The sequence below is a fragment of the Actinoplanes sp. NPDC021490 genome, assembly GCF_055562135.1.
The window spans coordinates 87,075-101,347 of the sequence record NZ_JBVHFW010000009.1 but is presented as its reverse complement, the minus strand read 5'-3'; the positions used below and the strand labels follow the sequence as shown (position 1 = coordinate 101,347).

11 protein-coding genes are annotated in these 14,273 nt (G+C 71.4%); 4 read left to right on the top strand and 7 right to left on the bottom strand.

What is annotated here, in order from left to right; all coding sequences use genetic code 11:
- Positions 1-145: 145 nt before the first annotated feature.
- The gene (locus ACZ3I4_RS23685) at positions 146-976 is read left to right on the top strand and encodes an SGNH/GDSL hydrolase family protein (RefSeq protein WP_465384176.1); all 831 of its coding nucleotides are present in this window, start codon (positions 146-148) and stop codon (positions 974-976) included.
- Here the strand turns inward: ACZ3I4_RS23685 and ACZ3I4_RS23680 are convergent.
- From ACZ3I4_RS23680 to ACZ3I4_RS23665, 4 genes are all read right to left on the bottom strand, one after another.
- Positions 966-5,885 carry a diguanylate cyclase gene (locus tag ACZ3I4_RS23680; RefSeq protein ID WP_465384175.1) on the bottom strand — a complete coding sequence of 1,640 codons (4,920 nt, stop codon included), beginning with the start codon at positions 5,883-5,885 and terminating at the stop codon, positions 966-968. The genes ACZ3I4_RS23685 and ACZ3I4_RS23680 overlap by 11 nt on opposite strands.
- A gap of 92 nt (positions 5,886-5,977) precedes the next feature.
- Complete coding sequence (locus tag ACZ3I4_RS23675; protein WP_465384174.1) at positions 5,978-6,979, bottom strand: DUF808 domain-containing protein; 1,002 nt, start codon at positions 6,977-6,979, stop codon at positions 5,978-5,980.
- Between the two features lie 77 nt (positions 6,980-7,056).
- Complete coding sequence (locus tag ACZ3I4_RS23670) at positions 7,057-7,872, bottom strand: sigma-70 family RNA polymerase sigma factor (RefSeq protein WP_465384173.1); 816 nt, start codon at positions 7,870-7,872, stop codon at positions 7,057-7,059.
- The gene (locus ACZ3I4_RS23665) at positions 7,869-8,624 is read right to left on the bottom strand and encodes an alpha/beta hydrolase (RefSeq protein ID WP_465384172.1); all 756 of its coding nucleotides are present in this window, start codon (positions 8,622-8,624) and stop codon (positions 7,869-7,871) included. The genes ACZ3I4_RS23670 and ACZ3I4_RS23665 overlap by 4 nt, the downstream gene beginning before the upstream one ends.
- 50 nt (positions 8,625-8,674) lie before the next feature.
- Here ACZ3I4_RS23665 and ACZ3I4_RS23660 point away from each other — a divergent pair, with 50 nt between their 5' ends.
- The 3 genes from ACZ3I4_RS23660 to katG are packed head-to-tail and all read left to right on the top strand — an operon-like array spanning position 8,675 to position 11,984.
- A complete protein-coding gene (locus tag ACZ3I4_RS23660; protein ID WP_465384171.1) occupies positions 8,675-9,274 on the top strand; it encodes an MBL fold metallo-hydrolase in 600 nt (199 codons plus the stop codon).
- A 53-nt stretch (positions 9,275-9,327) separates the two neighbouring features.
- On the top strand, positions 9,328-9,750 hold the full coding sequence (locus ACZ3I4_RS23655) for a Fur family transcriptional regulator (RefSeq protein ID WP_465384170.1): 423 nt from the start codon (positions 9,328-9,330) through the stop codon (positions 9,748-9,750).
- Positions 9,747-11,984: a catalase/peroxidase HPI gene (katG, locus tag ACZ3I4_RS23650; protein ID WP_465384169.1), complete on the top strand. Its 2,238-nt coding sequence runs from the start codon at positions 9,747-9,749 to the stop codon at positions 11,982-11,984. The genes ACZ3I4_RS23655 and katG overlap by 4 nt, the downstream gene beginning before the upstream one ends.
- 64 nt (positions 11,985-12,048) lie before the next feature.
- Here katG and ACZ3I4_RS23645 read toward each other — a convergent pair whose 3' ends face one another.
- From ACZ3I4_RS23645 to pgfA, 3 genes are all read right to left on the bottom strand, one after another.
- Complete coding sequence (locus ACZ3I4_RS23645; RefSeq protein WP_465384168.1) at positions 12,049-12,471, bottom strand: DUF6188 family protein; 423 nt, start codon at positions 12,469-12,471, stop codon at positions 12,049-12,051.
- A 102-nt stretch (positions 12,472-12,573) separates the two neighbouring features.
- Positions 12,574-12,966, bottom strand: a complete 393-nt coding sequence (locus ACZ3I4_RS23640; protein WP_465384167.1) for a response regulator transcription factor — start codon at positions 12,964-12,966, stop codon at positions 12,574-12,576.
- Positions 12,967-13,188: 222 nt separating this feature from the next.
- Complete coding sequence (gene pgfA / locus ACZ3I4_RS23635; RefSeq protein ID WP_465384166.1) at positions 13,189-14,244, bottom strand: cell envelope lipid trafficking protein PgfA; 1,056 nt, start codon at positions 14,242-14,244, stop codon at positions 13,189-13,191.
- Between the last annotated feature and the right edge of the window lie 29 nt (positions 14,245-14,273).

Here is a 14,273-nt window from a genome sequence, read left to right as displayed (position 1 = left end):
ACCGCCGGGAACGTCAATCGTTGATGGCCGCACCGCGCTGGTGGACCCAAGATCACTACCGCTAGCCTTAGCCGCCCATCACGATCCGTCGTTCCCTGAGCAAGTTTCATCAGGTTCGTCAGCACCCCCAGGAGCCCGCCCCTCCATGGCTTTCCGTGCCGCCGCCGTTGGCGCCCTCGCGCTCACCGCGATCATCGCCGCTCCCGTCGCCTACGCTCACTCCACAGCGGACGCGAGCCCCAAGCCCAGCGCGAAGAACGCGACGGGAACCACGACCAAGCAGGCCGCGTTGCCGCTGGCCGTCGGCGCCCCGGGGCAGCTGATGGACCAGCTGTCCAACGGCTGGGGCAACGCCACGATCACGCTGCTGGGCGACTCCACCGGCAACGACAAGTCGGAGTGGTTCTATCAGCTGGCCTCGTGGATCGCCGAGCGCTACCCGCACTACCGCACCACCTATCGCCAGTGGAACGACAACAAGCAGGCGTACGGGGCTCCGGCCGTGCTCAGCGAGGGCAACGGCTGGCTGACCCTGTCGTTCTACAACGGCAGCGTCGGCGGGGCCAAGGCCGGCTATGCGTTGCAGGGCAACCGGTTCGACAAGCTGACCGCGCAGGGCGGAAACCTGTTCCTGCTCAACTACAGCCACAACGAGGGCCGGGCCACCACGTACCCGACGTACGAGCGGCTGGCCTACCAGCTCTCGTCGCTGTGGCCCAGCCCGGACGTCGTGCCCGTCCTGCAGAACCCCGAGGGCTCGCCCAAGAAGAGCTCGCTGGAGCGCTACGCGCACACCGTGCGGCTGCACACCATTCAGGAGCTGGCCGAGGAGAACGGCTGGACCACGATCGACGCCCACCAGCAGTTCGCCGCGGACAAGCGGCCGCTGCGGTCGCTCGTCCCGGACGGCATCCACCCCAACGCGGCCGGTCAGGCCCTGTGGCTGAACGCCGCCAAGAGCGCCTTCATGCGCTGAGGGCGGGCGCGGCGACGCGGACGAGATCCCGGCCGGCGGCCTTGGCGTCGTACAGGGCGGCGTCGGCCCGGCCCAGCACGCCGTCGTCGTCCGGGCCCGAGGCCACGGCCACGCCGATGCTGACGGTGACGTAGCCGCCCGGCCCGTCCGGATGCGGGATCCGCAGCCCCCGGATCGCGGCACGCACCCGCTCGGCCAGCGTCGACGCGATCTCCGGGTCGGCGTCGCTCAGCACGATCACGAACTCCTCCCCGCCGTACCGGCAGGCCAGGTCGGTGCCCGCCCGGACGGTGGCGGCCAGCGCCGCGCCCACCCGGCGCAGGCATTCGTCGCCGGCCTGGTGGCCGAACCGGTCGTTGTACTTCTTGAAGAAGTCGACGTCGATCATCAGGACGGCGTACGGCAACCCGCTGTGCCGCAGCCGGTCGTGGAGCGCGCTCAGCGCCTGCTCGAAGCGGCGCCGGTTGGCCAGCCCGGTCAGCGCGTCGGTCCGGCTCAGCTCCTCGAGCTTGGTGTTGGCCTCGTTCAGTTCGCGCGTCCGCTCGGCCACCCGCGCCTCCAGCGAGGCGTACAGCATGGCGTTGTTGAGCGAGACGACCAGCTGCCCGGTGATGAGCTTGACCGCGTCGAGCCGATCGGCCGTGAACAGCCCGCTGGTATGCCGGTTGGCCAGCACCAGCACGGCCCGCAGCGTGTTGCCGTGCAGCACCGGCACGACCAGCAGCGAACAACACCGGGTGCCGTTGAGGAACGGGTCCCGGGCGAACCGGTCGTCGCGGGTGGCGTCCTCGACCAGCAGCACGTCGCGCGTGCGGATGGCGTACTGGAAGGCACTCATCGGCAGCAGGCCGTAGACCTCGGCGCCCTCGATGTCGAGTTTCACCGCGCCCACCGGGCCGCCGGGCAGGAACCACCCGCCGTCCTCGTCGCGGACCAGCAGGACCACTTCGGACGCTCCGGTCAGCGACGTCAGCTGCTCGACGATGGCCCCGCGCAGGTGGCCGAGGTCGGTGGCCGAGCTCAGCGCCTGCGACGCCCGCAGGATCGCCATCGTGTCCAGCGCGTCCGAACGCAGCGAACCGGGGCCGCGCGACCGGCCGCGGACCGCCGGTCCGGCCGGACGCAACACCGGATGCGTCGTGCGCAGAAGCGCCACCTTGGCAGTAGCGCCCCACCGCTCGTAGACGCGGAGCGCTTCGGCCAGCTGCAGCCGCCCGCCGGCCTCGAGCCCGACCGAGAAGTGCAGTTTCGCGGCCCGTTCCAGCATCAGCGCGGCGTGCCACGGCCGCGGCCGGGACTGCGCGGCCTGCACGGCGTGGTCGAACGACACGAAAGCGGTGGTGAGGTCGCCGCGCAGCCACGCCTCCTCGGCCGTCATCCACAGGGCCAGGTGGCCGAAGTTGGCCGGGCAGTCGACGGCCCGCTCGCGCAGCCAGGTCAGGCCGGCCGCGATCTCCGCCGTGCCCGGGTCGTCGGCGCGCTCCTCCAGCGGCAGGGCGTGCAGGCGGCCCGCGGTGGCCAGCGACGACAGCAGATGGGCCAGAGTGGACAGATATCCGGGCAGCACTCCGGCCGCCCGCCGGGCCTCGCCGGCGTGCCGCCGCAGCGCCTCGTCGTCGCCGGACACCGCGGCCGCCAGCGCCCGGCACAGGTGATAGACGCTGGTGGGCAGAGTCTGCGGCGGCAGCCCGGCCAGATGCGTGATCTCCTGAAACTCCGCGTCGTCGAGGCTGCCCGGTGACACGGTGTGGCCCTGCAGCGCGCGGGCGAGCTGCCGGTGCGCGATCGCCACGGCGCCGAAGAAGTCGTTTCCCGTACGGGCGTCGAACGCCAGCGCCGCATCGATGTCCGCGAGATATTCGTCCACCGTGGCCGCCGACTCGAGCCGGCCGACCAGGATGGCGTTCCACGCCGCCCCGGCCATTTCGAGATCGCCCCCGCGCACCAGGCCCTCGTAGCTCCGGCGCAGCTCGGCGATCGTGTCCTCGATCGGCTCGGTCCACACCTGCAGCTGCATCGCGAACCGGTAGCGGGCGAGCGACGTCAACGGCTCGTAGTCGCGGCTCTCGGCCACCGTCAGCACGTGCCGGCCGATCCGCGGGCCGGCCCGGTATTCGCCGGTGTTCTGCAGCATCACCAGGCCGGCCGAGGTGAGCGTGGCGGCGAGCTGCGGGGACGGGCCGTACCGCTGCCACAGGCGCCAGCTCTGCACGATCACCCACGCGCCCAGCAGCCGCTCGCCGCGCAGGAAACACATCGGCAGCAGCTTGCCGTAGAGCCGGGTCCGGGCCAGCACGGCCGGGTCAGTGATCTCGGGCCGGGCCAGGTCGGCGGCCAGGTCCAGACGCTCGCTCCAGGCCAGGATCTCCTGACCGTACGCGGCCATCCGCCGCTCGAACTCGGGTCCGGGCAGCTCGTCGCCGAGCCGGGTGAGCAGCTCCCGGCCCAGGTCGAGCGCCTCCTGCTGGCGCGAGCGCTGCGCCAGGCTGCTGAGCTGCACCACCGCGACGGCGGTCAGGCGTACGGGATCGGCTTGGACCCGGGCGACACAGGCGTAGACGGCGTCCGCCTCGTCGAGCCGCCCGAGCAGATAGAGCGCCCGGTGCCGGCGGGCACGCGCGTCGAGCAGCCCCGGCTCGTCGTCCGGTGCGCCCAGCCCGGCGTACGCGTCGATCGCGGCGGCCGCGAAACGTTCGGCGGCCTCGTGGTTGGCGGCCGCGGCGGCGCTGTCGGCGGCCACCCGGAACAGCGTGGCCATGACGCGTGCCTCATCGGGCTCGGTGACCAGCTCGGCCGCCTCCACGTACTGCTCGGCCGCGACGACCTCCATGCCCGGTTCGACGGCCAGCCGCCGGGCCATGTCGAGCCGCATCCGCCGCCGTTCCCCGTCGGACAGCCCGGCCAGCACCGCCTGGCGAACCCGCTGGTTGCGGAAGGCGGAGTGTGCCGGGGCCGCGGCGTTGCCCGGCGTCGTCGCGATGACGACCAGCCCGTCCTCGAGGGCGGGGTACATCGGCGCCAGCAGCGCCTCCACCGGCAGACCGGCCGCGCGGGCGAACACGCTGTTGAGCAGCTCGTCGTCGGGAAGCAGGGCGAGCACGGACAGCACCCGCCGGGTCTCGGGCGGCAGGCTGCCGATCCGGTCGCGCAGCACCCCGGCCACGTCGCTGCGGGAGGCCTGCCGCCGGATGAGATCGTCGTCCCAGCTCCAGCCGTCCTCGCCGAGGGTCAGCGCGCCCCCGCGGCGCAGCGCGTTGGCCAGTTCGAGAGTGTCGGACGGATTGCCGCCGGCCCACGGGTGCAGCAGCCCGGCCAGGTGAGCGGCGCCCGCCTCGGGCAGCCGCAACATTTCCCGCAGCAGGTCGCTGGAGCCCTGGGGAGGCAGGTTGTGCAGCGGCAGCACGGGCACGTCGCCGCCCCAGCGGGTCACCGCCGCGAGATCCGTCTCGCCCGGCCGGAACGTCGCGACCACCAGCACGCCGTCGATGCCCGGCTCGGTCAGGATCGCGTCGAGCAGATCGAACGAGGTCGGGTCGGCCCACTGCAGATCCTCCACGGCCATCAGCAGCGGGCGCCGGGGGCTCGCGACGGTGCTCAGCAGCTCGACCACGGCCTGCCGCAGCCGCACGCCGACCTCGGCGCTCTCGACCTCGGCGTGGTCGTCGCCGCCGAGAAGGGTGCCGAACTCGGGCAGCGCCGCCGCGATCAGGGCCGTGTTCGGGCCCAGCGCGCCGAGCAGCGACGTGCGCAGGGAGGCCAGGGCGTCCTGCGGCTCGGCGAGCAGCAACCGGCCGAGCCGCCGCAGCGCACGCAGCACCGGTCCGGCCGCGGCCCCCTGCCGGGCCGGGTCGGCGTGACCGGTCACGAACCAGCCGCCGCGCGTCGCCACCGGCCGGCGCAGGGCGTTGATCAGGGCGGTCTTGCCCGAGCCGGGCGGGCCGGAGACGAGGAGCCCGCGCTTGCCGCCGAGCACCGCCTCCTCCCATGCGGCGCGCAGCGCGACCACCTCGGCCTCCCGGCCGACCAGGGTCGACGGCGCGGTCAGCCGCAGGGGGAAGTCGCGCTCGCCCAGCGGGAACGACGTCTCCGGCCACTCCCGCATCCGGGCCAGGTCGTGGGCCAGGCCCTCGGCGCTCTGATAGCGGCGGCCGGGCTCCTTCTCCAGCAGCCGCGCGACGATCGCCGACAGCATCGGCGGGGTCTCCGGGCGCAGGTCGGTGAGCGGGACCGGAACGCGCAGCAGCAGATCGCGTACGAGCTGCAGGTCGTCGTCGTCCGGAAAGGGCGGGTGCCCGGCCACCACCTCGTAGAGGGTGGCGCCCAGCGAATAGAGGTCGGCGCGGTGGTCGACCGGCAGGCCGGTTCGCCCGGTCTGCTCCGGCGGCAGGTAGGCCAGGGTGCCGTCGATCGTGCGCAGGTCGCCGAACGCGCTCTGGTCCTCGCTGAACAGGCTGGCCACGTCGAAGTCGACCAGGACCGGCCGGCCGGAGTCGCCGAGCAGGATGTTCGCCGGGTTGATGTCCTTGTGCACGACGCCGCGCGAGTGCATGCCCGCGATGATCCGGGCCAGCCGGTGGGCCAGCCGCGGCACCTCGGACAGGCCGATCTCGCGGGCGGCCACGGCGTAGGCCAGGGTTCGCCCGCCCTCGTCGGTCAGCAGCTCGGCCTCGGGGTGCGTGAACGGGGCCAGGCCGCCGATGCCGGGCAGGCCGGCCAGGCGCAGCAGCAGGGCGTGCTCCCGGCGGCGGCGCATCGCCCCGCCGGCGCCCAGGAACTCCTTCCAGATGACGGTCGTCTCGCCGTCGGTCAGATAGAGGCGCTTGACCCGGGTGCGGTCCGTCGACGAGAGCAGGGCGTAATGGGTGCCGTCCGTGGGCAGCTCGGGCAGCGGCCGCTCAGCGCTGTCCACGCCCATCCGTCACCGTCCGCCTCACCCGTCCCGCACCGGCCGCGGGACCCCGCTACCTCCTGATCAGTCCCGGCGGCCGGTTCGTGAGCAGTTCAGGAATGCGCGCCCTCGCCGGTCGCCGGGTCGGTCTTTTCGGCCGCCGCGTCCGTCTTTTCGGCCGCCGGTTCCGGTGCGTGCCCGTCCTTCTTGCGGCGGTGGAACGTGTACGTCATCACGACCACGATCAGCGCGCCGACGATCAGGCCCAGGATGGCGCTGAAGACGGTGTTGACCAGCCAGCCGACCAGGCCGCCGAGTGCGCCGGTGGCATCGTGGGCCGCCTCCTCCACGTGGTGCACGGTCTCGTAGAGGAAATGCAGGCCCAGCTCGTCGGTGCCGACCAGCAGGATGTGCCCGCCGACCCACAGCATGGCCGCGGTGCCGACGACCGTGAGCGTGGTCAGCACCTTGGGCATGGCCTTGACCAGGCCGCGGCCGAAACCGGCGACCGCGCCCGGGCCCTGCGAGAGGCGCAGGCCGGCGTCGTCCATCTTCACGATCAGGGCCACCGCGCCGTAGACCGCGACGGTCATCAGCAGCGCGACGACGGCCAGGATGGCCAGGCGCGACCAGAACGGCTCGTCGATGACCTCGTTGAGCGTGATGACCATGATCTCGGCCGACAGGATCAGGTCGGTGCGGACCGCCCCCGAGATCAGCGTCTTCTCGTCCTTGGCCGCCTCGTCGTGCGCCTCGTGGTGGGCGATCTTGGCCCATACCTTTTCGGCGCCCTCGTAACACAGGTAGGCGCCGCCGAGCATGAGGATCGGCGTGAGCAGCCACGGCACGAACTGGCTGAGCAGCAGCACCGCGGGCAGGATGATCAGGAACTTGTTGCGCAGCGAGCCGATCGCGATGCGCTTGATGATCGGCACCTCACGCTCGGCGGCCAGGCCCCGAACGTACTGCGGCGTGACCGCGGCGTCGTCGATGACCACGCCCGCGGCCTTGGCCCCGGCCTTCGCGGCGGCCACCCCGACGTCGTCGATGGAGGCGGCCGCGGCGCGAGCCAGCACCGCCACATCATCCAGCAGGGCTACGAGTCCACCGGCCAAGGCGCGGGTCCTTTCGAAAGGGGTCGGTCAGCGTCCGTGCCGGTTCATTGTCGCGTACGACCCCCGGGCGGGGCATGTCAGGATGCGAAGCGGGTGACGAGCCCGGGGTCGCCGAACACCACGATTCCGGCAATTCCGTCGGTCCGGCAGTCGAGCACCGCCACTCCGGCCGGCCGCCCCCACCAGTGCACGACGGCCGCCGGCTGCCCGTTCGCCCCGGCCGGATCCATCCGCCACTCGCCCGGCTGCCCCACGGCCGCGGTGAGCACGGGCAGGCACTGCGCGAGCCCGTCGAAGCGCTGCCCCTCCCGCACCAGCTCCAGCGTGGCGTCGCGGCGCAGCAGGGAGGCCAGCCCGGTCACGTCGGCCGTCCGGAACGCGGTCATGTACGCCTCCAGCTGACGCTGCGCCCGCGGGCTGCGGGGCTCGGCGATGTCGTCGGGGCGGGGCGCGACCTCGGCGATCCGGGCCCGCGCGCGTTGCAGCGCGCTCTTCACGGCCCCCGTGGACAGGCCCAGCATCGCGGCGACGTCGTGGGCCGGGAAGTCGAGGACGTCGCGGAGCAGCAGGACGGCTCGCTGGCCCGGGGTGAGCGTCTGCAACCCGGCGATGAAGGCCAGCCGCAGATCGTCGCCGTGGTCCGCGTACGGCTGGAACTGGACCTGTGGTTCCCGGGCTCTTTTCTTGAGCGCCGTCAGGGCGACGTTGGCCGCGATGCGGTGCAGCCACGTGCGTACGGTGGAACGCTCCTCGAACCGGTCCCAGGCGCGCCAGGCCCGCAGGTAGGTCTCCTGCACCGCGTCCTCGGCCTCGTCCCACGAACCCAGCAGGCGGTAGCAGTGGGCGGTCAGCTCGCGCCGCAGCGGGGTGGTGGCCGCCTCGAAACCGGTCATGAGGCCAGTGTGCGGCGCAGCCACTGTCCCGCCCGCCTGATCGCGTCGTCGGCGGCGGGGGAGTGCCCGGCCGCCATCTGAAAGGTGTGCAGCTGGCCCTCGAACTCGTCCAGCTCGACCTCCGGGGCCTCCCGGGCCAGCATGCGCGCGTCGTCGCGGAGGGCCTCGTCCGCGCCCACCTGCACATAGGTCGGCGGGAGGTGGCTCAGGTCCGGATTGCTGCCCCCGTACGCCTCGGCCAGGCCCCGGACCAGGTCGCGGGTGAAGAACGGGTCGGTGCCGGTGTCGTAGCTCGCGCCCGTGGCCCCGCCGTCGACCCACGGCGAGAACAGGACCAGGGCCGCGGCCGACTTGAGATCGAGGGCCAGAGTCGCGCCGCAGGAGTCGCCGGCGACCGCCGTCCGGCCCGGTATCGCGTCGAAGACGCCTCGCACGTGGTTGAGCTGGGATGGGTAGACGTGCTCGGGAACCAGGCCGTAATCGACGACCAGCGTGTTCAGGCCCGCGGCCAGGGCGAGGTGACCGAACATCTTGCGGTGGGTGGCGATCGAGCCGCTGACGAAGCCGCCGCCGTGGATGGCGAGCAGGGTGCAGCCGGTCATGGCCTGCGCGGGGCGCAGCCACAGCCCCAGCTCGCTCGGCTCCTCGGTCAGGCCCTCGGGCTCGGTGGTCAGGGACTCCCACGCGCGGGTGTCGTCGCCGGCGGCGCGTTCCTGCCAGAGCAGGCGGTTCGGGTCGGTTGTCGTTGTCATGCCGGTACAGACCGCGGGGACGCCGGAAAGGAATCGGTATCGTGATCGGCATGCAGCCTCGCGTGGATCACGGTGTCGTGTCCGGCACGTTCAGCCTCGACGGTCAGACCTTCGACGTCGACAACAACGTCTGGGTGGTCGGAGACGAGTCGGAGTGCGTGGTGATCGACGCGCCGCACGACGTCGACGCCATCATGGCCGTGGTCGGCGACCGCACGGTCACCGCGATCATCTGCACGCACGCGCACGACGACCACGTACGGGTGGCGCCCGCCCTGCGCGACCGCACCGGCGCGCCGATCCTGCTGCACCCGGCCGAGCGCCCGCTGTGGGAGCTCACCCACGGGACGTCGGTGCAGTGGGACCGCGACCTGACCGACGGCGAGCAGATCTCGGGACTGACCGTCCTGCACACGCCGGGGCATGCGCCGGGCGCGGTCTGCCTCTACGCGCCCGAGCTGGGTTGCGTCTTCACCGGTGACACGCTCTTCCAGGGCGGACCGGGCGCGACCGGCCGTTCCTACTCCGACGCCGACCTGATCGTCCAGTCGATCCGCGCGAAGTTGTTCGTTCTCCCCGGCGACACAGTGGTGCACACCGGCCACGGCGACGACACCACGATCAAGGCCGAGCGCGACGCCCTGCAGTGAAACCCGCCTCTGAAAACTTGATTCATTCCAGAAAACAGGGCTAAGGTCTCTGCGTGACGTCCGACCTCGCAGCGCAACTGCGGGCGGTATCGTTGCGCGTGACCCGGCCCCGGCTGGCGGTGCTCTCAGCGCTTCGTGACCACCCGCACGTTGACACCGACACGGTGATCGCGCTGGTCCGGGCCGACCTTCCCACGGTCTCCCACCAGGCGGTCTACGACGTGTTGCGCGCGCTCACCGAGGCTCGGCTGGTGCGGCGCATCGAGCCGGCCGGCGCGACTGCCCGTTACGAGACCCGGGTGGCCGACAACCATCATCACGTTGTGTGCCGCTCGTGCGGCGCGATCGCCGACGTCGACTGTGCGGCCGGCCACTCACCCTGTCTTACCGCCTCCGACGATCACGGGTTCGTGATCGACGAGGCGGAGGTCGTCTATTGGGGCACCTGTCCCGACTGTTCGGAAGGAAAAGCATGAGCGACGCCCAAATCGGAGACGCAGCAGGCTGCCCCGTGGCGCACGATTCCGTGACCGCGCACGGCAGCGAGAGCGAGAACCCGGCGATCGATTCGCCGACGCCCAAGACCGGCGGCCGCCCCCGTACGATCCGGGACTGGTGGCCCAACCAGCTCGACCTGTCGGTGCTGCACGCCCACTCGACGAAGGCCGACCCGCTGGGCCCCGACTTCCAGTACGCCCAGGAGTTCGCCAAGCTCGACGTCGACGCGCTCAAGCAGGACATCGTCAATGTCCTGACCACCTCGCAGGACTGGTGGCCGGCCGACTTCGGTCACTACGGCGGCCTGATGATCCGCATGTCCTGGCACGCCGCGGGCACCTACCGCATCCAGGACGGCCGGGGCGGCGCGGGCGACGGCGGGCAGCGGTTCGCCCCGCTCAACAGCTGGCCCGACAACGCCAACCTCGACAAGGCGCGTCGTCTGCTCTGGCCGGTCAAGGCCAAGTACGGCCAGCGGGTCTCGTGGGCCGACCTGCTGGTGCTCGCGGGCAACGTGGCCATGGAGTCGATGGGCTTCAAGACCTTCGGCTTCGGCTTCGGCCGCGTCGACACCTGGGAGCCCGAGGAGATCTTCTGGGGTCCCGAGGACACGTGGCTGGGCGACGAGCGCTACGCCTCGGAGAAGACGATGGCCGAGGGCGTCGGCGCGACCGAGATGGGCCTCATCTACGTCAACCCCGAGGGCCCGCGCGGCAGCGCCGACCCGGTCGCGGCGGCGCACTTCATCCGCGAGACGTTCGCCCGCATGGCGATGAACGACGAGGAGACCGTCGCGCTGATCGCCGGCGGCCACACCTTCGGCAAGACCCACGGCGCGGGTGTCGCCGACGGCCACGTCGGCCCCGAGCCCGAGGGCGCGCCGATCGAGACCCAGGGCCTGGGCTGGCTGAGCACCTACGGCACCGGCAAGGGCAAGGACACCATCACCTCGGGCCTCGAGGTCACCTGGACCGACCGGCCGACCGAGTGGAGCAACCGCTTCTTCGAGATCCTCTTCGGGTACGAGTGGGAGCTGACCACCAGCCCCGGCGGCGCCAAGCAGTACGTCGCCAAGACCACCGACGAGATCATCCCGGACGCGTTCGACCCGTCGAAGAAGCACCGTCCGACGATGCTCACCACCGACCTGGCGCTGCGCATGGACCCGGCGTACGAGAAGATCTCGCGCCGTTTCCTGGAGAACCCGGACGAGTTCGCGCTGGCCTACGCCAAGGCCTGGTACAAGCTGCTGCACCGTGACATGGGCCCGGTCAGCCGCTTCCTCGGCCCGTGGGTGGCCGAGCCGCAGCTGTGGCAGGACCCGGTTCCGGCCGTCGAGGGCCCGCTCGTCGGCGAGTCGGACGTGACCGCGCTCAAGGCGAAGATCCTCGACTCCGGCCTGACCGTGCCGCAGCTCGTCTCGACCGCGTGGGCCTCGGCCGCCAGCTTCCGCTCGACCGACAAGCGCGGCGGCGCGAACGGCGCCCGCATCGCCCTCGAGCCGCAGCGCAGCTGGGAGATCAACCAGGGCACGGCCCCGGTGATCGAGAAGCTCAAGGGCATCCAGCAGGAGTTCAACGGCGCCGGCGGCGCTCAGATCTCGCTGGCCGACCTGATCGTGCTGGCCGGTTCGGCCGCGGTCGAGAAGGCGGCGCTGGACGCGGGCGTCAAGATCACCGTGCCGTTCCACCCGGGCCGCACCGACGCCACCCAGGAGCAGACCGACGTCGAGGCGTTCAAGGTGCTCGAGCCGCGGGCCGACGGGTTCCGCAACTACCTGCGCCCCGGCGAGAAGACCCAGCCCGAGATCCTGCTGGTCGACCGCGCGTACATGCTCAACCTGACCGCCCCCGAGATGACCGTCCTGGTCGGCGGTCTGCGCTCCCTCGGCAACAACTTCGGCGACGCGCCGCACGGCGTGCTCACCGACAAGCCGGGTCAGCTCACCACGGACTTCTTCGTCAACCTGCTCTCCCCGGGCACCCGCTGGAAGACCGCGGAGACCGGTGAGCACCTCTACGAGATCCGTGACCTGGCCACCGGCGAGGTGAAGTGGACCGCCACCGCGGTCGACCTCATCTTCGGCTCGAACTCGCAGCTGCGGGCGCTGGCCGAGGTCTACGCCAGCTCCGACGCCAACGAGAAGTTCGTCGCCGACTTCGTGGCCGCCTGGACCAAGGTCATGGACGCGGACCGCTTCGACCTGCGCTGATCCACCGAACACCCGAGCCCGGTCGCTGTCTCGGCGGCCGGGCTCGTTCGTGTCGGGGTGGTGGCTAGGCGTCGCCCCAGGTGGCGGTCTCGCCGCCGGCCAGGCAGACGATCAGGAAGCCGTCGGGGGCGGTGACCGCCCACGACTCGACGTCGGCGTGCGGGCAGATCAGCAGCTCGGCGCCGCTGGTGAAGGTGAGGGTCAGCTCGCCGGCGTCGCCCGTGCACGCGGTCACGACCTCGTCGCCGAGCAGGGTGGCCAGGTCGTCCGAGGGGTGTTCGCCCGGTTCGACCAGCACGCGGCCCGCGCCCGGCGCGGCCAGCTGCACGGCGGTCTCGGCCAGCACCTGACCGCCGCCGGTGAAGCTCAGCGCGAAGTGGTGGCCCAGCCGCAGGTACTCCAGTCGCCGGCCCGCCAGCATCTCGAGCGGCCGCCCTCGGCGCGGACGCCGCCCGGCGCTCATCTCGGTGACCATGACCGGCAACATGCTCTGCCTCCCGGGCTCGTCCGTTTGTCGAGCAGGAACGTATCCGGGGTTCTCATAACAGGGCCTTAAAGGTTCCGAAAAGATTCCTGCGGCTCCGCGGAGTTACCGGGCGGCCGCGCTGAGCAGGTCCTCGAGGCGGCGGAGCAGCTCCTGCGGATGGAACGGCTTGGTCAGGTACTCGTCAGCGCCGGCGGTGTAGCCCGACTCGATGTCGCTCTCGGTGGCCCGGGCGCTCAGCATCAGCACCGGGATGCCGGCGGTGCCCTCGCCGCGGCGCAGGTTCTCGCAGACCTCGAGCCCGTTCATGGCGGGCATGTTGACGTCCAGAACCGCGGCGTCGGGGCGGTGCGCGGCGGCCAGCTCCACCGCGGTCCGCCCGTTGCCCGCGTGCAGCGTGCGGAACCCGGCGACCTCGAGCTTCCAGGAGATCAGGTCACGGATGTCCTCGTCGTCCTCGGCGATCAGCACGACGGGGGCGGTGGCGGCGGCGTTCATGGGAACTCCTCGATCGGGGGGCGTCTCACTACTGCCGGGTAGATCGACGCCGCGCCGCCCCGGTACAGCCATCCCGCAGTTGCGGATCGGTAGCCGCACCGTACGTTTCAGGGCGACTACCGAACGTGTTGGAGGCCGCTACTCCGGCGCCGTCCACTGATAGTGCGCCGACAGCTGTGGGAGCCCTCCGGAGGACGGAGGACTCCCACGGGCCGTACGGGATCAGGCCTTGGCTTCGGCCTCGGTGTTGCTGATCTCTTCGGAGCGGTGGCGGGCGGCGGCCCGGCGGCCGGTGGTGACCAGCACCAGGCCGATGATGAGCAGCAGCGCGCCGAGGACGGCGAGGCCGATCGGCAGGTTGCGGCTGATCATCAGGACCGAGCTCTTGGTGTCACCCGCGGACTTGACGTTGTTGGCGATCGTCTCGTCGGTGTAGATGAAGTTGCCGTCCAGCAGCTGCGTCGGCGCGCCCGTCTCGGGGACCAGCGTCTTCTTCTGCTGCTCCTGCACCTTGATGAAGGTGCCCGACACCGGCTCGACCCAGATGGTGCGGACGTTGCTGTAGTTGACCTGGCCGCCGTCGGCCTCCGGGGCGAACGTGGCCAGCAGGCCGCTGAGCCGCTCCTCGGAGAAGTTGAGCGGGGTCTCCGGGATGTTCTGCTGGAACCGGTACGTGTCCAGGCCGTTGATCTTTTCCGAGCCCTGGTACTGGATCGGCAGCGCCTTGCGCAGGTCGCGGTCGAAGTACTGGTAGTCCTTCTTCTCGGTGCCGAACGGGAACTTGTAGAGCTGCCCGGCGAAGTTGACCTCCGACGGCGCGTCCTCGCCCGCGTCCTGCAGGAACTGGTCGGACCAGTCGACGGCGGCCGCGGTGTCCCGGTCGATGGCGAGGCCGGCCTTGTACTGGCTGACCATCTCGTTCGTCTCGACCCAGTTGACCGTGCCGTAGCCGTTCCAGATGACGGTGTTGTCGTCCTTCATCTCCGTGCTGGTCAGATCGATCTGGGGAGCGATCTCGGTGGTCGACCGCAGCGTGCCGGTCTGGATGGCGACGACCGGGGTGGGCACGTCGGGCCCGCCCTTGGTCTGCAGGAACTTGGCGTCCTTGGCCTCGGCGACGCTCGGACGCAGACAGTCCTCCGTCTTGTCCGGCTTGCACAGCGCCAGGTCGTAAGGCAGCCGCGCCACCGACGGCGCGACGTAGAACGCACAACCCGCCGCAATGACCACGGCGAAAACGCCGATGCCGAACAGCAAGGCACCCCAGCGAGCCCTCACGGAGCCCTCCCATCGTTATCAATCGGCCG

Excerpts from the sequence above, each read along its gene's own strand:
- ACZ3I4_RS23685 (WP_465384176.1), top strand. The coding sequence starts at position 146 with ATGGCTTTCCGTGCCGCCGCCGTTGGCGCCCTCGCGCTCACCGCGATC.
- ACZ3I4_RS23670 (WP_465384173.1), bottom strand. The coding sequence starts at position 7,872 with ATGACCGGTTTCGAGGCGGCCACCACCCCGCTGCGGCGCGAGCTGACC.
- ACZ3I4_RS23665 (WP_465384172.1), bottom strand. The coding sequence starts at position 8,624 with ATGACAACGACAACCGACCCGAACCGCCTGCTCTGGCAGGAACGCGCC.
- ACZ3I4_RS23660 (WP_465384171.1), top strand. The coding sequence starts at position 8,675 with ATGCAGCCTCGCGTGGATCACGGTGTCGTGTCCGGCACGTTCAGCCTC.
- katG (WP_465384169.1), top strand. The coding sequence starts at position 9,747 with ATGAGCGACGCCCAAATCGGAGACGCAGCAGGCTGCCCCGTGGCGCAC.
- ACZ3I4_RS23645 (WP_465384168.1), bottom strand. The coding sequence starts at position 12,471 with ATGTTGCCGGTCATGGTCACCGAGATGAGCGCCGGGCGGCGTCCGCGC.
- ACZ3I4_RS23640 (WP_465384167.1), bottom strand. The coding sequence starts at position 12,966 with ATGAACGCCGCCGCCACCGCCCCCGTCGTGCTGATCGCCGAGGACGAC.